Annotated in this window: 16 protein-coding genes; 6 read left to right on the top strand and 10 right to left on the bottom strand. The window is 63.0% G+C overall.

What is annotated here, in order from left to right; all coding sequences use genetic code 11:
- Window positions 1–90 precede the first annotated feature (90 nt).
- The 3 genes from DQ230_RS04685 to guaB all read right to left on the bottom strand — a co-directional run bounded on the left by DQ230_RS04685 (window position 91) and on the right by guaB (window position 3,545).
- On the bottom strand, window positions 91–519 hold the full coding sequence (locus DQ230_RS04685) for a hypothetical protein (RefSeq protein WP_113911337.1): 429 nt from the start codon (window positions 517–519) through the stop codon (window positions 91–93).
- A 359-nt stretch (window positions 520–878) separates the two neighbouring features.
- Window positions 879–2,042 (bottom strand): RsmB/NOP family class I SAM-dependent RNA methyltransferase, encoded by a 1,164-nt coding sequence (locus DQ230_RS04675; RefSeq protein WP_113911335.1) that lies wholly within the window; start codon window positions 2,040–2,042, stop codon window positions 879–881.
- A 51-nt stretch (window positions 2,043–2,093) separates the two neighbouring features.
- The gene (gene guaB, locus DQ230_RS04670) at window positions 2,094–3,545 is read right to left on the bottom strand and encodes an IMP dehydrogenase (protein WP_113911334.1); all 1,452 of its coding nucleotides are present in this window, start codon (window positions 3,543–3,545) and stop codon (window positions 2,094–2,096) included.
- A gap of 481 nt (window positions 3,546–4,026) precedes the next feature.
- Between guaB and DQ230_RS04665 the strand changes: the two genes are divergently transcribed.
- Both DQ230_RS04665 and ilvN read left to right on the top strand, forming a co-directional pair.
- A complete protein-coding gene (locus DQ230_RS04665; RefSeq protein WP_113911333.1) occupies window positions 4,027–5,781 on the top strand; it encodes an acetolactate synthase 3 large subunit in 1,755 nt (584 codons plus the stop codon).
- Window positions 5,782–5,864: 83 nt separating this feature from the next.
- Window positions 5,865–6,425 (top strand): acetolactate synthase small subunit, encoded by a 561-nt coding sequence (gene ilvN, locus DQ230_RS04660; RefSeq protein ID WP_113911332.1) that lies wholly within the window; start codon window positions 5,865–5,867, stop codon window positions 6,423–6,425.
- Between the two features lie 103 nt (window positions 6,426–6,528).
- Here the strand turns inward: ilvN and DQ230_RS04655 are convergent, their stop codons facing one another.
- Entirely contained in the window at window positions 6,529–6,912 is a 384-nt protein-coding gene (locus DQ230_RS04655) for a hypothetical protein (RefSeq protein WP_162497358.1), read from the bottom strand.
- A gap of 396 nt (window positions 6,913–7,308) precedes the next feature.
- Here DQ230_RS04655 and DQ230_RS04650 point away from each other — a divergent pair, with 396 nt between their 5' ends.
- Window positions 7,309–8,118, top strand: a complete 810-nt coding sequence (locus DQ230_RS04650) for a helix-turn-helix domain-containing protein (protein WP_113911330.1) — start codon at window positions 7,309–7,311, stop codon at window positions 8,116–8,118.
- A 17-nt stretch (window positions 8,119–8,135) separates the two neighbouring features.
- Here DQ230_RS04650 and DQ230_RS04645 read toward each other — a convergent pair whose 3' ends face one another.
- Window positions 8,136–8,942 (bottom strand): DUF2189 domain-containing protein, encoded by an 807-nt coding sequence (locus DQ230_RS04645; protein WP_113911329.1) that lies wholly within the window; start codon window positions 8,940–8,942, stop codon window positions 8,136–8,138.
- A gap of 85 nt (window positions 8,943–9,027) precedes the next feature.
- Here DQ230_RS04645 and DQ230_RS04640 point away from each other — a divergent pair, with 85 nt between their 5' ends.
- Window positions 9,028–9,363 carry a DUF3140 domain-containing protein gene (locus DQ230_RS04640; protein ID WP_113911328.1) on the top strand — a complete coding sequence of 112 codons (336 nt, stop codon included), beginning with the start codon at window positions 9,028–9,030 and terminating at the stop codon, window positions 9,361–9,363.
- A 77-nt stretch (window positions 9,364–9,440) separates the two neighbouring features.
- Here DQ230_RS04640 and prfB read toward each other — a convergent pair whose 3' ends face one another.
- The 3 genes from prfB to DQ230_RS04625 form a co-directional block, all read right to left on the bottom strand.
- The gene (gene prfB / locus DQ230_RS04635; RefSeq protein ID WP_113911327.1) at window positions 9,441–10,565 is read right to left on the bottom strand and encodes a peptide chain release factor 2; all 1,125 of its coding nucleotides are present in this window, start codon (window positions 10,563–10,565) and stop codon (window positions 9,441–9,443) included.
- A 78-nt stretch (window positions 10,566–10,643) separates the two neighbouring features.
- Window positions 10,644–13,160, bottom strand: a complete 2,517-nt coding sequence (locus tag DQ230_RS04630; protein WP_113911326.1) for a penicillin-binding protein 1A — start codon at window positions 13,158–13,160, stop codon at window positions 10,644–10,646.
- A gap of 95 nt (window positions 13,161–13,255) precedes the next feature.
- Window positions 13,256–14,482: an N-acetylmuramoyl-L-alanine amidase gene (locus tag DQ230_RS04625; protein WP_113911325.1), complete on the bottom strand. Its 1,227-nt coding sequence runs from the start codon at window positions 14,480–14,482 to the stop codon at window positions 13,256–13,258.
- Window positions 14,483–14,661: 179 nt separating this feature from the next.
- Here DQ230_RS04625 and DQ230_RS04620 point away from each other — a divergent pair, with 179 nt between their 5' ends.
- Entirely contained in the window at window positions 14,662–16,011 is a 1,350-nt protein-coding gene (locus DQ230_RS04620) for a M48 family metalloprotease (protein WP_113911324.1), read from the top strand.
- A gap of 47 nt (window positions 16,012–16,058) precedes the next feature.
- The gene (locus tag DQ230_RS04615) at window positions 16,059–16,859 is read left to right on the top strand and encodes a DsbA family protein (RefSeq protein WP_113911323.1); all 801 of its coding nucleotides are present in this window, start codon (window positions 16,059–16,061) and stop codon (window positions 16,857–16,859) included.
- Window positions 16,860–16,889: 30 nt separating this feature from the next.
- On the opposite strand, the gene ispG is transcribed toward DQ230_RS04615, so the two are convergent.
- A complete protein-coding gene (ispG, locus tag DQ230_RS04610) occupies window positions 16,890–18,017 on the bottom strand; it encodes a flavodoxin-dependent (E)-4-hydroxy-3-methylbut-2-enyl-diphosphate synthase (protein WP_113911322.1) in 1,128 nt (375 codons plus the stop codon).
- A gap of 106 nt (window positions 18,018–18,123) precedes the next feature.
- A complete protein-coding gene (locus DQ230_RS04605) occupies window positions 18,124–19,395 on the bottom strand; it encodes a helix-turn-helix domain-containing protein (RefSeq protein ID WP_113911321.1) in 1,272 nt (423 codons plus the stop codon).
- Between the last annotated feature and the right edge of the window lie 44 nt (window positions 19,396–19,439).

The raw sequence follows: 19,439 nt of genomic DNA, 5'->3' as shown, positions 1-19,439 counted from the left end.
ACCGAAACTATCCGAACCGAAACATGATCGCAGGCAGATGATCAGCCGTGCCCGAGCTGTCCGGGAATTACTGAAACGGCTGTCCGGGAATTAGCGTAATCGCTGTCCGGTATTTTTGAAATCCGCACCGATCAGGGTGCGAGCGGCGTCGTTCATGAACAAAACTGCGTTGTTTCGCCCGACTGTCAGCATCGGCAAGGGCACCGCATCACTGCGCCGTGCGGCCAGATCCGCAGACTTTTCTATCCGCCACAGAAGGTTGCCCGTACCCGTGCGATGGACGGACAATCGCACGTGACCTGTTCCAGTGACCACGTCCTCGTGGGCCGAACCGCGCACGCCGGCGCGGGTTTGCAGCCGAAAAAGAAGAGCGCCGGGATTGGCAATCAGCGGCTGCAAGGCCCCCCCAAGCGTGTCAAACTGCTGCGCATTATAGCTGCGCTGCGCGGCCGCATTGCAACACAAAATCGCGCCGTCCGGACCCGTGACAATGCTGGCAGCAGCGTCATGTTCGATCAATAAATGTACCGCCTCGCGCCTCGGCCGCCTTGACCGTCGCTGCCCTGTCCAGCCAGGACATCAGCAATATCCATCCCGCCGAACATCCCAGGATCAGGGCGACAAGGATGACCCCCTGTTGCTCCACCCCCGAAGGAAGCAAAAAGGCCGTCACCGCGAAAAGGATTGCAGAGCAGAAGACCAGCCCCGCATGCGGGCGCATCTGCGTTGCAGCGCGCTTGATCGGCTCGAGAGTGAGTGAGGGATGTGTCAAACCTGTTTGCCCTGAATTGCGACTCGATGCCCCAATCTTTGGATCAAACCAATTAAGTTCGGCTTAACGCCTTGCGGTTTGCACGTCAGGGTTGACTACGGGCGTATCAGTCGCGGCCAAGATGCGCCACGAAGAAGCCATCCCCGCCTTCGCTCACATCGAATCTGTGGATTTTGCGCCGCACCCAGCCGGGTGTTTCAGACAAAAATGCCTCAATCCGGGCCTCGTTTTCGACCGTCAGAACCGAACAGGTCGCGTATATCAGCTGCCCGCCCGGCGCCACGTATCGCGCCGCCGTGGTCAAAATCTGCGATTGAAGTTGCGTCAGATCCGCCAGCCGCTCGGGCGTCAGGCGCCATTTCGCCTCGGGCGTGCGGCGCCATGTACCCGAGCCGCTACAGGGCACATCACACAAGACGATGTCATAGGATGACTCGGGCGGTTCAGGCAGCGTTTTCAGGACGCAAATGCGCGCACCGGCCCGCGTCGCCCGCTCCGGCAGATCCTGCATGCGCGCGGGATCTGCATCATGGGCGTAAAACCGGGCGTCACTGCGCGCCGCCAGCGCCAGCGATTTGCCACCCCCACCGGCGCAATAATCCAGCACCCGTGTCACACCGTGCAGGTCAACGCCGTCCATGGCCGCCTGACTTGATCCATCCTGTAGCTCGACATGCCCCTCAAGATAGGCTGCGCTGCGGGCCACGCGCCGCGCGCCCTGCGTCACGATCAGGGCCATATCCGCGACAGGGTGCGCAGCGCATTCGATGCCCTCACCGGCCAGCAAGGCGATTGCGCTACTGCGATCCGTCTTGCGCCGGTTTACCCGGAGCATCACAGGTGCGCGCTGCTTGAGCGCGTGCGCGTTCGCTTCGGCCTTGTCTGCCAAGGATGCGCGAAACTGCTCCAGCAGCCATTCCGGCATGTCGCAGGCATCCGCCCCGGTCGGCACGCACCCCGCATCCTGTTCCGCTGCGCCGAGCGGCGCAGGTGCATGGCCCTCGCCGGTAAAGACCGTGGTTGGATCAACGCCAGAGGCGCGCAGCGCGCCGATCATGCGCGCGCGGCCAGTCTCCCCGCCACCAAGGCAGGCGTAGGACCGCCAGCAGCGCAGCGCCTGAAAAACGTGATCCCGCACCGCCGCCCGGTCGCCCGATCCGGCAAAGCGCGATCGCCGCGCCCAGCCGATCAGCGCCTTCTCGGCCGCCTCGCCGCTTGCGATCTGATCCAGAACCTCGATCGCCGCCTGAACGCGGGCGCCCGGCGTCACGCGCGCACCCCGGCGCCGATCACTTTAAACACCCGCCGCAACACGTTGAAATCACGAGCCGATCCGGTAGTTCGGCGACTCGCGGGTGATCTGCACGTCGTGCACATGGCTCTCGCTTAGCCCGGCACCGGTGATGCGGACAAATTCGCAGTTTCGGCGCATCTCCTCCACCGTGGCGCAGCCGGTATAGCCCATCGCGGCCCGCAAGCCGCCAACCAACTGATGGATGACTGTGCCGGCAGCCCCCTTGTAGGGGACCTGCCCCTCAATCCCTTCGGGCACCAGTTTGTCGCTGGCAGCGTCCTTTTGAAAATAGCGATCAGCCGAACCGCGCGCCATCGCCCCCAGGGATCCCATGCCGCGATATGCCTTGTACGAGCGGCCCTGGAACAGGATCATCTCGCCCGGCGCCTCGTCCGTGCCGGCGATCATGCTGCCAACCATGGCGCAGGACGCACCAGCGGCGATTGCCTTGGCGAAATCGCCGGAAAACTTGATGCCCCCATCCGCGATAATCGGAATATCGCCAGCGGCGGCAGCGCAATCCATGATCGCGGTCAACTGCGGCACGCCGACGCCGGCCACCATCCGCGTGGTGCAAATACTGCCCGGCCCAATGCCCACCTTGACCGCATCGGCGCCCGCATCAATAAGCGCACGCACCGCATCGCCCGTCGCCACATTGCCGGCAACGATCTGCGCATCACCCGCAATCTTGCGGGCGCGCTGCACGGCCTCCGCAACGCCGGCCGAATGGCCGTGCGCGGTGTCGATCACCACCATGTCACAGCCCGCGTCGATCAGCGCCTCTGTCCGCTCGAAGCCGGCATCGCCGGTGGTCGATGCCGCCGCGACGCGCAAGCGTCCCATCTGATCCTTGCAGGCCGACGGGTTCAGCACGGCCTGTTCGGTGTCTTTCAGCGTCAGCAAACCGGTCAGCTTGCCCTGCCCGTCCGTTATCAGCAGTTTTTCGATCCGGCGCGCCTTCATCAGCGACTTGGCCTCTTCCAGATCGGCAGGCTCGTGCAAGATCGCCAGATCGTCGGACGTCATCATCACGCTGACCGGCGTATTTGCATCCTGGGCAAAGCGCATGTCGCGGTTGGTGACGATTCCGACAACCTTGCCAGTGGTGTCGACCACGGGAAATCCGGTGACGTTATATTGCTCCTGCAACGCCTTGGCGTCTGCCAGCGTCTGATCGGGCGTCAGGGTGATCGCATTATAGACAATGCCCGAGACGAACCGCTTGACCTGCCGCACCTCGGCTGCCTGCTGGTCGATATCGAAATTACGGTGAATCACGCCCATTCCACCCGATTGCGCCATGCAGATCGCCATGCGCGCCTCGGTCACCGTATCCATGGCCGAACTCAGCAGCGGAATTGTCAGCGATATGGATTTCGTGACCCGTGTGCGCACGTCCGCGGTGCTGGGCAGCACGGTTGACGCAGCAGGAACCAAAAGCACATCATCGAAGGTCAAAGCCTCACGAATCTTCATCACGTTTCTCCATGAACAGATCGTTTGGCCACTCCCTAAAGCGTTTCAGGATAGAGTTGAACCACAACTTGACACAGTGCGCCCCCAAATGCGCGCCGAAGGCCGCACGCCCGCTTCGCCGTTTCGTCACAGACAGGTGATATTCGCGCGGCGTCAACTTTCATCCTCTCAAAATTACGCGTTTCCGGGTCAGCCACCATAGAAAAACATCAAACTTGACGCATGTGGCGCAACAATCGCAAAGATTTTCACAACCCTGCGACACTTTATCCGGCGGATCGGCTTGACCCTGCGCACGGGCCCTCATAATGTCTGCCTCGCACGCAATAAGGAATGGCCCCTTGGGACATGTGGTAGTAGTACACCGGAAAATGCGCATGGGCCGCTAGGCGGACACCCTAAAGGTACCCCATGCGCCCCCGCCCAGACGGGGGTTTTTTTATGCGCGCAAGCGGAATGATGTCATGAACGGAGCAAAGCAATGACACGTCAGATGACCGGAGCGAAAATGGTGGTTCAGGCCCTCAAGGATCAGGGCGTGGACGTCGTCTTTGGGTATCCCGGCGGCGCTGTCCTGCCGATCTATGACGAGGTTTTCCAGCAAAACGACATCCAGCACATTCTGGTGCGCCATGAACAGGGCGCCGTCCACGCTGCCGAAGGCTACGCCCGCTCGACCGGCAAACCGGGCGTGGTGCTGGTGACGTCCGGCCCCGGCGCGACCAACGCGGTCACCGGCCTGACCGATGCGCTGCTGGACAGCATTCCCATCGTCGTTCTGACCGGCCAGGTGCCGACCTTCATGATCGGGTCCGATGCCTTTCAGGAGGCGGATACGGTCGGCATCACCCGCCCCTGCACCAAACATAACTGGCTGGTCAAGGACACGGCCAAACTGTCTGCGGTCATCCACGAGGCCTTTCACGTTGCCACGGCCGGACGCCCCGGCCCGGTGCTGATCGATATCCCAAAGGACGTGCAATTCGCCAGCGCCGCCTACACGCCGCCGCAAAAGGTGCGCACCAGCCACTACCAGCCGCAGATCAAAGGCGACCCCGACGCCATCACCGAACTGGTCGCCGCGATGGAGACAGCCAAGCGTCCGGTTTTCTACACCGGCGGCGGCGTGATCAACTCCGGCCCCGAGGCCAGCCGCCTGCTGCGCGAGCTGGTCGATGCGACCGGCATCCCGATCACCTCCACCCTCATGGGCCTTGGCGCCTATCCGGCCAGCGGAAAGGGCTGGCTGGGGATGCTGGGCATGCACGGCCTTTACGAGGCGAACATGGCGATGCACGATTGCGATCTGATGATCAATATCGGCGCGCGCTTTGACGACCGGATCACCGGGCGGCTGGACGCGTTCAGCCCCGGCTCGAAAAAGGCGCATATCGACATCGATCCCTCTTCGATCAACAAGGTGATCAAGGCCGACATTCCCATCGTCGGGGACATTGCCAACGTGCTGGAGGATCTGCTGAAGATCTGGACGTCGCGCGGCCGCAAGGTCAACAGCGAAGCCATCGCCAAATGGACTGCCCGCATCGATGAGTGGCGCAAGGTCGATTGCCTCAGTTTCAAACAGGATGGTCCGACGATCAAGCCGCAGCATGCACTTGCACGGCTGGAGGCGCTGACCAAGGGCCATGATCGCTACATCACCACCGAAGTCGGCCAGCATCAGATGTGGGCGGCGCAATATCTGGGTTTCGAGGATCCGAACCGCTGGATGACCTCGGGCGGCCTTGGCACCATGGGCTACGGCTTTCCGGCATCCATCGGCGTGCAGATGGCCCACCGCGATGCGCTGGTCATCAACGTCGCGGGCGAGGCAAGCTGGCTGATGAACATGCAGGAAATGGGCACCGCGATCCAGTTCCGCCTGCCGGTCAAGCAGTTCATCCTGAACAACGAACGCCTCGGCATGGTGCGCCAGTGGCAGGAGCTTCTGCACGGCGAGCGCTACTCGCACTCATGGTCCGAGGCCCTGCCCGATTTTGTCAAACTGGCCGAAGCCTTCGGCGCCAAGGGCATCCGCTGCTCGGACCCCGCCGATCTGGACGATGCGATCATGGAAATGATCAATTATGACGGCCCGGTGATCTTTGATTGTCTGGTGGAAAAGCATGAAAACTGCTTCCCCATGATCCCGTCGGGCGAGCCGCATAACAAAATGCTGCTGGGCGAGGCATCGACCAAGGGCGCCATCGGCTCCAAAGGCGCGGTGATGGTTTAAGAACGGCGCGCAACATCCGCCAAACCCAAGATTTTTCGCAGAAAAATCGCGCCCCCGCGGCGCTGCTGCAAAGGAGACAGGCCATGTCTGCACTGAACATCAAAAAAGGCTCGAACAAACATTCGGCCTATAACCTGCGCACCACCTTTTCGGATATCGAGGAGTGTCACACGCTCGCCGTCATCGTCGATAACGAGGCCGGCGTGCTGGCCCGCGTCATCGGCCTGTTTTCCGGTCGCGGATACAATATCGACAGCCTGACCGTGGCCGAAATCGACCACGAAGGACATACCAGCCGCATCACAATCGTGACCACCGGCACCCCGCAGGTCATTGAACAGATCAAGGCGCAACTGGGCCGCATTGTGCCGGTTCACCGGGTCAACGACCTGACGGTCGAAGGCCCGACCGTCGAACGCGAGCTTGCACTGCTCAAAGTGGTCGGCGAAGGCGACAAACGCGTCGAGGCGCTGCGCCTTGCCGATATCTTCCGGGCCAATGTCGTCGACAGCACGCTGGACAGCTTCACCTTCGAAATCACCGGCACGTCCGAAAAAATCGGCGCTTTCGCTGATCTGATGCGCCCGCTTGGCCTGTCCGATCTGGCGCGCACCGGCATCGCCGCCTTGCCGCGCGGCGTTTGATCGCCGCGCGTGCGGGCGCGCTGAAACCTCAATTAACACAAAAAAAGCGGGCCGTTTAAACGGCCCGCTTTTCTAAAACTTGCAAAGCTTCGCCGCCCTGAAATCAGGCGTATGCGGCCTGCGGCGCCCGGCTGAACGGAATGACGTTCGCGGCCCGGTCGCCTTGCGACTGGGTATATTTGGCGTCGGAGCTGTGATTGAATTTTGGCATTTCGCCGCCAAAGGCATCGCTGATGCGGCCGGTCCGCGCCCCCGCCCGCTTCAGCTCGGCGGCCAGTGCGGGATGACTGCGGCGCGTCACCAGTCGCGGCAGATCCGCAAGGCGCATGTCGCCTTTGTCGCTCACTTCGAACTCGATCAGATCACCCGCCGCCATTGCAGAATCGCCGCCTGCCGCACCATGATAGAATGCCAGATCTCCATGATCCTCGCACCATATCACGGCCTTGTTTTCGCGTTGATCAGTCCAAAGAACGACTCCGTACATGCATAATCCCCCAAAATTTCAAAATTCCATAGCGCCCTGAAATGCAGCGCCAGCCGATTGTCCTGATCCGCGCGGTGCGTCATCACCGTCTCACTCAGGGTCATCCCGTTAATCAAAATGTCGTGTTATCAGGCAGTCGACCATGTTTGTATTCGCGTCTGCTGCTTGGTATTTGTGTCATATTGTGCAAAAACTGACGCCAACCAGCGTCACATCTCGTGACACCCTGTCCAATCCACGACGGACTGGATATGACAGAGACAAAGCAAGAGTTTAACGGGAGTTCGCCATGACACGGTCGACCGCAAACCGAACCTGCGTGACGCCTCTGCGCGCCGCCGCAGCATGCCCGATCCGTACAGGTCTGTGCAGGGCGCTGCCCCAGTGGCCGGGTCCATGACAGTTTCATCCGATCGCCAGATGGACCCCGCCCGACTGCGGGCGATCTTTGGCGAAAACCTTCAGGCGCTCAGCGCCGATTATCCGTCAGTTGCCGGGCTGTGCCGCGATCTGGGCATTAACCGCACCCAGTTCAATCGCTACCTCAGTGGCGAAAGCTTCCCGCGTCCGGACGTGCTGCACCGGATCTGCCAGTTCTTTGATACCGATGCCCGCATCCTGCTGGAGCCGGTCGATGATCTGCGCAGTTCGTCATTCGATTTGCTGGGCCACCCCGTTGTTGCCGGATTCTTCGGCGCCGAGCCGATCGCGGTGCCCGAGGATCTGTTTCCCAATGGTATCTACCGATTCGTGCGGCGCAGCTTCATTGACGAGGCGCAGTTTGTGATGGGACTGGTGCTGATCCACCGCGAGGATGGCTATACGTTTTTGCGCGGCTACGAGCCGCGTGAGGCGATGCGCGCGCAAGGTCTGTCCACATCGCCGCGCGACCGCGAATATCGCGGCATCGTCATGCGGCAGGAAGAGGGGATCATGATCATCGTGACCCACCGCAATTCGATGGCCTGCTCGTTCAACTTTCTGGCGCCGGAAACGTCGTTCCAGCGCAACCTGTGGGAGGGCTACGTGACCCGGACCGTCCGCGAAAAGATCAGCGGCATCCGCGCCGCGCGCATGGTGTACGAACATCTGGGCAGCAATACCGGCGCCATATTGTCGGCCGCGCGCACCGCGGGCCTGATCGGGCTGCACGATGTGCCGCCGTTTCATGCCCGCCTGTTGCGGCTGGACCAGCCATTTCGCTGATCAAAGCCGGGGGCAGATTAGGCCGCCTCACAAAGCAGACGGTACAGATGCCATGTCGCATGCCCCAGAAGCGGCAGCACCAGAAACAGCCCCAGGAAACCGGGTAGCAGCGCCAGAAACGTCGCCCCGGCGATAAACAGCGCCCATGCCAGCATCGGCACCGGATCGGCCGTGACCACACCAAAACTGGTGATCATGGCGGTGACAAAATCCACCTCCCGGTCCAGAAGCAGCGGCAGCGCGATCACGGTGATCATGTAAATCAAAAGCGCGAACAATCCGCCCACGATGGTGCCCACGGTCAGCATCCCGATCCCCTCGGATGTCAGGTATATCGCAAAGGATGTCGACACATTTGTCATCGTGGAAAAACCCAGGAACAGCGCGAAAATCATATGTGCCAGGAAGAACCAGAACAGGAAGATCATCACGATGATCACGCAGATCGACGGTAATTGACGCTGTCCTTGGCTGCGGATCACACCAAACACAGCGCCCGGTTGCAGGGGAAATCCCTGCTCCAGACGGTTGCTGACCTCGTACAGACCAACCGCCGCAAATGGCCCGATCAGCGGAAAACTGACCGCCGCAAATGTCAGCCAATAGGTGTGTCCCGTGGCGGCAGTCACCCAGACCATCAGCCAGCCAATCGCGACATAGACCCCCGCGAAAATCAGCGCATAGCCCGGCGCGCGGCGCATGTCGCGCCACCCACGGCGCAGGGCCTCTGCCAGCATGGCAAATGTCGGCGTGCCCATTTCCGGCACGCCCAGCTCTGGCCCCGCCTGCGATATCCCGGCGCCCGCCAGCTTTGTGTCTTGCATCCCTGCCCTCCCCGTGAGGCGCCTGCGCAACCAATCCTGCGCGGCGCGGTTATCAAGCCGTAAGCATAGCGAAAGGACCCTACCCATGTCATCGTCCAAATCCCGTGACGACATCTGGCGCGAATGGCGCGATCTGGTCAATATGGCCCCGCAAGAGCTGGAGGAGTGGCTGCAAACAGACGACTCCAAATCAGTCGGCGACAGCGATTCCGGCGAATCCACCGGCCACGCCTCCGGGCGCCGTATCATCGACATCAAGCGCACGAACAAGGATCAGCTGACGGACAGCCAGTGGGATCACATGGCCAAGGTCGTGGGCTACATCAACCGTCACACCGCCCAGGGCGGCCCGGACGAGGACAAGCAGCACTCTGACTGGCGATACTCCCTGATGAATTGGGGGCATGACCCGTTAAAGTGACGCAGGCCGCAGGCGTACTTTCATCCTGCTGAAAATACGCATTCTGCGGCGCAGGTCATCACGTGTCCGCAGATGGTTCAGTCGCCCTGCGCTTCTGCCCGGCTCTTGCCGCTGACATTCATCGCCAATGTGGCCGCCATGAACGGGTCCAGATCGCCGTCCAGCACGCCCTTGGTATCGGACGTCTCGTGCAGGGTACGCAGGTCTTTGACCATCTGGTAGGGCTGCAAGACGTAGCTGCGGATCTGGTTGCCCCAGCCCGCATCGCCCTTGGCGTCATGCGCCTGGTTGATGGCTGCATTCCGGCGGTCCAGCTCCAGTTGGTAGAGCCGTGATTTCAGGGCCTTCATGGCGATATCGCGGTTCTGGTGCTGCGATTTTTCCGAACTCGTCACGACGATTCCGGTGGGATGGTGCGTGATGCGAACGGCGGAATCGGTCGTGTTCACGTGCTGCCCGCCCGCGCCGGAACTGCGATAGGTGTCGATACGGATGTCCGACGGGTTCACCTCGATATCAATATTATCGTCAACCACCGGGTAAACCCAGACCGAGCAGAAGGACGTGTGCCGCTTGGCCGCCGAATCGAACGGGCTGATCCGTACAAGGCGATGCACCCCGGATTCCGACTTCAGCCAGCCATAGGCGTTGTGCCCGCTGATCTTGTACGCCGCCGATTTGATGCCCGCCTCGTCGCCCGACTGTTCGGATTGCAATTCGACAGAATAGCCGCGCTTTTCAGCCCATCGCACATACATGCGCGCCAGAATGCTGGCCCAATCGCAGGATTCGGTCCCGCCCGCGCCTGCGTTGATTTCCAGGAACGTGTCGTTTGCGTCGGCCTCGCCGTCCAGAAGCGCCTCCAGCTCCTTGGCGGCGGCGCGTTTTTTCAGCGCCTTCAGGGCGGCTTCAGCCTCGGCCACGACGTCGGTGTCGCCTTCGGCCTCGCCCATGTCGATCAGCTCCAGATTGTCCGACAGATCGGCTTGAATGCTGTCATGCGTCTCCAGCGCGTCGACCAGCGCCTGCCGGTCGCGCATCACCTTTTGCGCATTGGCCGGGTCATCCCACAGCGTCGGATCCTCAACGCGCGCGTTGAATTCCTCCAGCCGGTGCTGGGCCGTCTCCCAGCCCAGCCGCTGGCGCAGCAGCTCCAGCGATGTCTGAATCTCGTTGGTGATGGTCTGAATTTCAGCGCGCATGTATGCTTTCCCGGTGGTTCGTTCGCGTGATAGCGCAGCATGGCTTGCCCGGCAAGCGCGCAGCGCGCGCCGAGGACGTCAGTACAATCCGCCCGACGACATCGAGCCGAACGTCGCCTTCTTGCCCACCTGGCCGGTCTGGCCGCTGGAGGTGGTGACGTTGCGCACCTGCTCGTCCTCGCCCTCGCGGAACAGCTCCAGATCGTTGCCCATGGCAAAACCGCCATCATACATCAGGCCAAACATCGGATCCTCGCCGTCGCGGAAATACTCGGCCACGACCGTCGCGCCCGAGGCGTCATCGGGCAGGCGGGCACCGGTGCGGCGGTCGATCTTGATAAAATGGCCACCGGGCGGCACGGCAAATTCGCCGCCGCCATATTTGGCCGTCGCCTTGCGCATGAACTGGGTGAAAACCGGCCCGCACATGCCCGCGCCATAGGCGCTGCGCCCCAGACTGCGCGGCTGGTCATAGCCGATATAGCATCCCGCGACGATATTGCTGGTAAAGCCGATAAACCAGACATCGCGCGCGTCGTTGGTCGTCCCCGTCTTGCCCGCGACGGGGACCGGCAGGTTGACGTTGCCCGCAGCCGTGCCGCGCTCGACCACGCCGCGCATCATCGAGGTCAGCTGATAGGCGGTGATCGCGTCGATCACCCGCTCGCGGTTTGACACGATGCGCGGACTGCGCCCCGGCGCGATGGTCGGATCGTCGCAATCGGTGCAGATGCGCTCATCATGGCGGTACACGGTGCGCCCGTAGCGGTCCTGCACCCGGTCCACCAGCGTCGGCTCTACCCGCTCGCCGCCATTGGCGAACATCGCGTAGGCGGCCACCATCTTGTAAACGGTCGATTCCTCGGACCCCAACGCGTTCGCCAGATAGGGCCCCATGTTGTCATAAACGCCAAAGCGTTCGGCGTAGGCGGCGACGGTATCCATGCCCACCTCCTGCGCAAGGCGAACGGTCATCAGGTTGCGCGACTGCTCGATCCCGGTGCGCAGCGGCGTCGGGCCATAATAGCGGTTGGAAGAGTTGCGCGGACGCCACAGGCCCTGCGGCGTGTTCACCTCGATCGGGGCGTCAACCACGATGGTGGCGGGGCTATAGCCGCTGTCCAGCGCGGCCGCATAAACGAACGGCTTGAAACTGGAGCCGGGCTGACGCTTGGCCTGCGTGGCGCGGTTGAACACCGAATTCTGGTAGGAAAAACCGCCCTGCATGGCCAGAACGCGGCCCGTGTTGACGTCCATCGCCATGAACCCGCCCTGCACTTGCGGCACCTGTCGCAGGGTCCAGCGGACAAAGGCGCCGTCCTTGGTCATGCGGCGCACATGCACCACCTGCCCCACCTTGAACGTGTCCTGAAAATTCTTCGGCAGCCAGCTGATATCCTCGCGCGGGATCACCTGCGGCTCTGCCTCGGATTCCTTGATACCCTCAACGCCGATGCGCATCCGCTGATCGCCGATTTCAAGGATCACCGCAGGAAACCAATGGCTGTCCAGATTGATGTCGCGCGCGACGCTGACCTCGGACAGGGCGGCGCGCCAGGCTTCTTCGCTCTCCAGCGCCTCGGGTGGCAGCGATTTGCCGGTGCCGCGCCAGCGGCCCAGATTGCGGTCATACTGCTCCAGCTTGCCTTGCAATGCCACGGCTGCCTCGGCCTGCATTTCAGGATCAATCGTCGCGCGTACCGTGAACCCGCCCGAGAAAAACTCCCCTTCGCCGAAATCACGGCTGAGCTGGCGGCGGATTTCATCAGTGAAATAGTCGCGGGGCGGCAGCGCGGCGGAAAACGGCTCAAAATCGCCGTTCTGGACACTTTGCAGCGGTTGGGCGACCTCCTGCTCGAAAACGGCCTGAGTGAGATAGCCGTTCTGTTTCATTTCCCGCAGCACGAAATTACGCCGGGCCAGCAGCGCATCCTTGGCGCGCACCGGATGGAAATCGCTGGGCGCCTTGGGCATGGAGGCCAGAAACGCCGCCTCGTGCGGGGCCAGATCGCGCAAGGATTTGTTGAAATAGGTCTGCGCAGCCGCAGCCACGCCATAGCTGTTCTGACCCAGAAAGATTTCATTCAGGTATAGCTCAAGGATCTTTTCCTTGGTCAGCGCCTCTTCGATGCGGGTGGCAAGGATGATTTCCTTGATCTTGCGCTCGATCTTGCGGTCGCCGGACAGAAGGAAGTTTTTCACAACCTGCTGCGGAATGGTCGAGGCGCCGCGCACGGTGCGCCCGCGTGTCTGCACCGCCTCGATCACCGCCGCCGCGATACCGCGCGCATCATAGCCGCCGTGAGAATAGAAATTCTTGTCCTCGGCGGAAATGAACGCTTCTTTCACCAGCTGGGGGATATCCTCGGCGGGAGTGAACAGGCGCCGCTCGCGGCTGAATTCGTCAATGATCCGCCCCTCGCCCGAGAAAATCCGGCTGATGGTCGGCGGGGTGTAGTTGGCAAGGCTCTGGTGACTGGGCAAGTCGCGGCCATAGATATAGAAAATCGCGCCGATGCTGAGCGCGACAACCATGATACCCATGGTGATCAGGCTGAAAATCGACCCGAAAAACGTCAATATGAATCTAAGCACGCACGCCCACCTTTATGGTCCCAAGGGTCATATATGCACCCGCGCTGCCGCCGTCAAAACACAAGCGCGCCAATATCCGCCCAATCGCGCACAGATTACTGGCGCACCAGCCGCGAATTGGCCGCGTCCGCAATCATCCACGCCTTGATTGCATCGGTGATCGCCTGCGCCATATTTCCGCGCCATGCGGGGTCCGTCAAATTGCCCAGATCGCGGCCATTTGACAAAAATCCCAGTTCCAGCAGGATCGACGGGATGTCCGGCGATTTCAGCACCGAAAAACTGGCGCTGCGCAGGGGCCGCGAATTGACCGGCAGGCCGGCATCCTTCAGCCCGACCACCAGCGCGCGCGCCATCAGATCGGCGCGCGGCTGCGTCTCCATCCGGGCCAGATCCATCAGCATGTCGGCCACCACGTCATCGGTGCCCGACAGGTCGATCCCGGCCAGCATATCGGCGCGGTTGTGCCGTTCGGCCAGCGCGGCACTGGCGGCATCGCTGGCATCGGCGCTGAGTTTGTAGATGGTCGCGCCCCTTGCTGACCCCTCGCCCAGCGAATCCGCGTGAAGCGACAGGAACAGATCCGCGCGCGCGCTGTGCGCTATGCTGACCCGCCGCTCCAGCGAGACAAAGCTGTCGTCATCGCGCGTCAGCACCACGTCGATGTCGCCCGCGCGCAGCAGCGCCTCCCGCAATTCGCGGGCGAAACCCAGCATCAGATCTTTCTCCAGCGTGCCGCCCGCATCGGCGCCGGGGTCGATCCCGCCATGGCCGGGGTCCAGCACCACGACCAGCGGCGCACCCGGTGCGCGGGCGGGCGCCGCGCCCACATCGGCAGGCGGCGGCAGATCCCAGCCGGGCTGCGGATCCGGCACGCCGGCGCCTTCGGCGAATGCCTCGGGCGAGGTATGGGCCAGCGTCAGGACCAGATCGGCGCTGCCATCGGCGGCGCCGGTATTCAGCACCGCATGGACCAGCGCGAAGGGGCCGGCCAGCTCCAGCACCATGCGCGACCAGCCGGGTCGAAACCCGCCCACACGCGCGGCGCGCACCAGATCGGTCTGCACCAGTTCCGGCCCCAGCGTGCCGGCCCAGTCCACCTCGCGGAAGTCGATGACAAAGCGCGCAGGCGCGTCCAGCGTGAAGATGCGGAACGGCACGCCCTGGCTTAGCGCCAGCTGAATGCGCAGCTCGCCGCGCTTTGCGGTGATCGCGCTGGCCTCGGCGTTCAGCCGCGCCAACCCGCCAAAGCCTTCCTGCGCGGCCGATGGCGCTGCGCCGCTGATGAAAACAGCCGCAAGGGCAAGGCAAAATCTGATCATGGTCTGTTCGGCTCCGGCGGTTTTTCGGCGCACCTTAACAGCGGCTTTGCCCACTGTCCCGCCCGGATCGCTACGCGCAACGCCGCGGCGATCACAATCGCGCAGGCCCCCGCCGCGCCGGGTTGAAGTGCAGTGTCCCTACCCTCTAAGCTTTGCGCTGCCTGATCCGGAGATTGCCCATGCGACACCGCCGCACCTACACGTTCCCGCCCCTGCTGGCACGTCTTGCGCTGGCGCTGGCGCTGCTGGGGGCGACGGTGGCGCAGCCCGCCCGCGCGCTGTCCCTGCTGCGCGATCCGGATATTGAATACGCATTGATGCAGCTGGCCCAGCCCATTTTGCAACAGGCCGGCCTGAACGCAAATCGCATGAATGTGCTGGTGATAGATGACCGGCGCCTGAACGCCTTTGTCGTGGACCGCGACACGATATTCGTCCATTCGGGCCTGCTTCTGAAGATGGAGACGCCTCAGATGCTGCAATCGGTCATTGCGCATGAGGCGGCTCATATCGCCAACGGCCATCTGGTGCGCCGCCCGCTGAACATGCGCAACGCGCGCACCGCTGCCGGGCTGGGCCTTGCGCTGGCTGCGGCCGCGGGGGCCGCCTCGGGCAATGCGCAGGCGGCGGCGGGTATCGCGCTGGGTGCGCAGGGCAGCGCGCAACGCCTGTTTTTTGCCCATACCCGCGCCGAGGAAAGCAGCGCCGACAGCGCCGGCGTGGCCTATATGGTGCGCGCGCGCCGCGATCCGGGCGGCGCGGTGGCCGTGATGGACATCTTTCGCGGACAAGAGGCGCTGCCGGACACGCGGCAGGATCCTTATGCGCGCACCCACCCGCTGTCAGCGGATCGTGTGCGTGTGCTCAGACGCCAGACGGCGGAATATGCAGGACGGTTTCCACCGGGCAACGAAGACCTCTATTGGTTTGCCCGCGCCAAGGGCAAGCTGTCGGCGTTCACGCGCGGCCCCAAATGGACGCTGGGCCACGCAGGCAGTTCCGGCTTTGCCGATGTGGGACATATGCGCGCGGCCATCGCGTGGCATCGCCAGTCGAACCTGCAAAACGCTCTGGCGGAGATGAACCGCGCCATAGCCCTGCGCCCCGGTGATGCGTTCTATCACGAGCTGCGCGGCCAGATCCTGATGGAAAACCGGCAGTTTGCCGCCGCCACGGCGGCCTATGCGCGCGCGGTCAACGCCGCGCCCGATCATGCGCTGGTGCTGGGATCATACGGGCGCGCGCTGGTCGCGCAGGGGCAGTACAATCAGGCGATGCCGGTCCTGCAAAAGGCGGTGGCGCGCGACGGGCGCGATGCCCGCGTGATGCGCGATCTGGCCGTCACCTACGCAAAAACCGGTCAGAACGGCATGGCATCGCTGGTCACTGCCGAACGCTATGCAATGATCGGCAAGCTGGAGGATGCCGAAATTCACGCCAGCCGCGCCCTGGGCCTGCTGCCAAACGGGTCCGGTGGTTGGCAACGGGCGCAGGATGTGCTTTCTGCCGCCAAAGCCGCCCGGAAATAACCCGGCACCCCCCGAACAACCGGCCATCCCATAACGGAGTACTCCAAATGAACCGAACCGCTATTCTGACCGGGGCCGGCATTATCGCCGTCGGCGCCGCGTTTACCGCGCTTGTGTCTGACAAAACCCCGCCCGCCTTTGCGGCCTCGGCCCAGACACAGCAGGGCGACACCCGCGAGATCGGCCAGCTGAGCGATGCCGAATTCGGCGCGCGCGTGCGCGCCTATCTGCTGGAAAATCCCGAAGTCATCTTCGAGGCCGCGGCCATCATGGAGCAGCGCCAGCAGGAATTGCAAAGCGCCAATGACGGCGATCTGATTGCGTCCAATTCCGAGGCGATCTTTGACGATGGCCATTCATGGGTTGGCGGCAATCCGGACGGCGACATCACCATCGTCGAGTTCATGGATTACCGCTGCGGCTATTGCCGCCGCGCCTTCCCCGAGGTCGAAGAGCTGATCGCAAGCGATGGCAACATCCGCGTCATCATCAAGGAATTCCCCATTCTGGGCGAAGAATCCATCACGGCCGCCCGTTTTGCCATTGCCGCGCAGCAGGTTCTGGGCGACGCGCCCTACAAAATGCTGCACGACGCGATGATGACCTACAAGGGCGACATGTCCGAAAGCGGGCTGACCAGCCTTGCGCAAACGCTGGATCTGGACGCGGATAAAATCACCGCGCACATGAACAGCGACGAGGTCAGCCGCGTCATTGCGAAAAACCGCGCGCTGGGTCAGCGGTTGCAGATCTCCGGCACGCCGTCTTTCATCATGCAGGACCAGATCCTGCGCGGCTACGTCCCGCTGGACGGCATGCGCGAGATTGTGTCGGACCTGCGCGGCTGAACTCTGGCGCCGTCCCGTATCGGGGCGGCGCTATTCGGCGGCGTCCAGCGCGGCCTGCGCATCAATCTGCGCGGCACGCTTTTCGACCTGCTCGACGATATGGTCGATCATCTGGTCATTGCTCAGCTTATGGCTCTGCTTGCCCGCCAGATACACCATGCCCGACCCGGCGCCGCCGCCGGTGAAGCCCACATCCGTCATCAGCGCCTCGCCCGGCCCGTTCACGACGCAGCCGATGATGCTCAGGCTCATCGGGGTCTTGATATGCTCCAGCCGCTGCTCCAGCGCCTCGACCGTCTTGATCACGTCAAAGCCTTGGCGGGCGCAGCTGGGGCAGCTGATGATGTTGACACCCCTATGCCGCAGGCCCAGCGATTTGAGGATCTCGAACCCCATCTTGACCTCTTCCACCGGGTCGGCCGACAGGCTGACGCGGATCGTGTCGCCAATCCCGGCCCAGAGCAGATTGCCCATGCCGATGGCCGATTTGATGGTGCCGCTGATCAGCCCGCCCGCCTCGGTGATGCCCAGATGGATGGGCGCGTCCGTCGCCTCGGCCAGTTGCTGATACGCGGCGGCGGCCATGAACACGTCGGACGCTTTCACGCTGATCTTGAATTCATGGAAATCATTGTCTTGCAGGATGCGAATATGCTCCAGCCCCGACTCGACCATCGCATCGGGGCACGGCTCGCCGTATTTATCCAGCAGATGCTTTTCCAGCGATCCGGCATTGACACCGATCCGGATCGAGCAACCATGATCGCGCGCCGCGGCGATCACATCGCGCACCCGCTCGGGGCTGCCGATATTGCCGGGGTTGATGCGCAGACAGGCGGCGCCCGCCTCGGCGGCCTCGATCCCGCGTTTGTAATGAAAATGGATATCGGCGACGATGGGCACCGGGCTTTCGCGCACGATGTCCTTCAGCGCCTTGGCCGAAGCCTCGTCCGGGACAGAAACGCGCACGATATCAGCGCCCGCATCCGCCGCCGACTGGATCTGTGCCACGGTCCCGGCCACATCCGTCGTGGCGGTATTGGTCATGGTTTGCACGGAAATCGGCGCGCCGCCGCCGACGGGGACGTTGCCCACATGGATCTGGCGGCTTTGGCGGCGTTCGATGTTGCGCCACGGGCGAATGGGATTGATCGACATTAGCGGTCCTTCCTCCGGCGGGCGGGCGCGCCGGTAATCATGTCAGCTTGTCAGATAGGACGAACCGGCGCCGGCTTCAATCGCGGTGAGGCCGCGCCGGATCACATTACTCGGCGGCGGGCTGTTCGCCCGGCAAACGCTCGGCCAGATTGCCCAGCTCGGCAACATAGCGTTCCAGATCGGAATCCTGCGTCAGGTCGGCCACGGTCAGCTGTCCGGTCAGCCCCTCGGGCGCCAGCGCCAGGCTGGAGGTGACAGAGCCGCGCGGGCCGGCGGGGCCGTAATGCTGGCCCGCCACCTTGAAATAAATCGCACCGGATTCGCCAACGCGCAGTGTCGGCGGCACTTCGGTTTGCGGCACATCATAGGTGTCGCCGGCGTTCATGATACCCTCATAGATCACGCTGCCGTCGGCGGCACGGACGCGCACCCATGCCGGGCGCACGGCGACCATCTGCACGCCCTCGGCGGGCTGCTGGACAACCTGCGGGCTGACGATGGACGCAATGACCGCATCGATCGCATTCGGCTGGGCGCTGCTGGGCGCCTCGGCAATCGCGCGCGAGGTGTCGGGCATAATCGCGCCGGGCAGCGTGCCGCCCTCCATCGGGTCCAATGTGGAAATCGGGCCGTCGCGCGCAATCAGCACCGGCACATCCAGCGCCTCGGGCCGGTAAAGCCGGTCCAGCGTATCACCTTCGGGCGATGTCATGCCGGCACCGGCAATCACGTCCGCGCCGTCGCCCGGCCCTGCCCGGCTGCCGCCGCGCGCATCGGCGAGCGGGTCCAGATCGGCCAGTACGTCGGGCGTATTTTCGACGGGCGACACCTGAACGCGCTGCACCTCGTTCAGCACGCTCCACCCGCCATAGCCGATGGCCGAAATCAGCGCGATCAGCACCGCAACCGATCCGATTGCACCCGGCTCGATCCGTGACAGAATGCTTTCGCTGGCGGGAACAAACGGCATGCTGGGCGAAGTCAGACGCGCATCGCCCCGCCCCGCCGCGCGCGGCACGGGCGCATCGCTGCGCCGGACCGAGGATGCGGCGGCAGACATGCCATGCGCCGTGGAAAACCCGCTTTCGTTGCAGAACGTGATAAAGGCGCGGTCGGGGTCCATGCCCAGGTAACGCGCATAGGACCGCACGTAACCGGGGATGAAGCCGGGCGTATCAAAGGCATCGGGATTGGCATTTTCGATCGCGGCCACATAGCTGGCCTTGATCCGCAATTCGCGTTCGACATCCAGCAGCGATTTGCCCATGGTTGCCCGTTCGCCGCGCATCAGATCGCCAAGGCGCAGATCGAAAGAGTCAAAACCGCGCGGCTCCGCCTCCGTGGTTGCGGTGCCTCGCGAAAACCGACGCAAAATCATGCAAGCTGCCCCTCAATGTCGATAAGCCTTGGCCGATAGATCTC

Origin of the sequence: Roseovarius dicentrarchi (genome assembly GCF_003316635.1) — a bacterium.
Lineage (GTDB): Bacteria > Pseudomonadota > Alphaproteobacteria > Rhodobacterales > Rhodobacteraceae > Roseovarius > Roseovarius dicentrarchi.
This window is presented reverse-complemented; position numbering and strand designations above follow the sequence as displayed.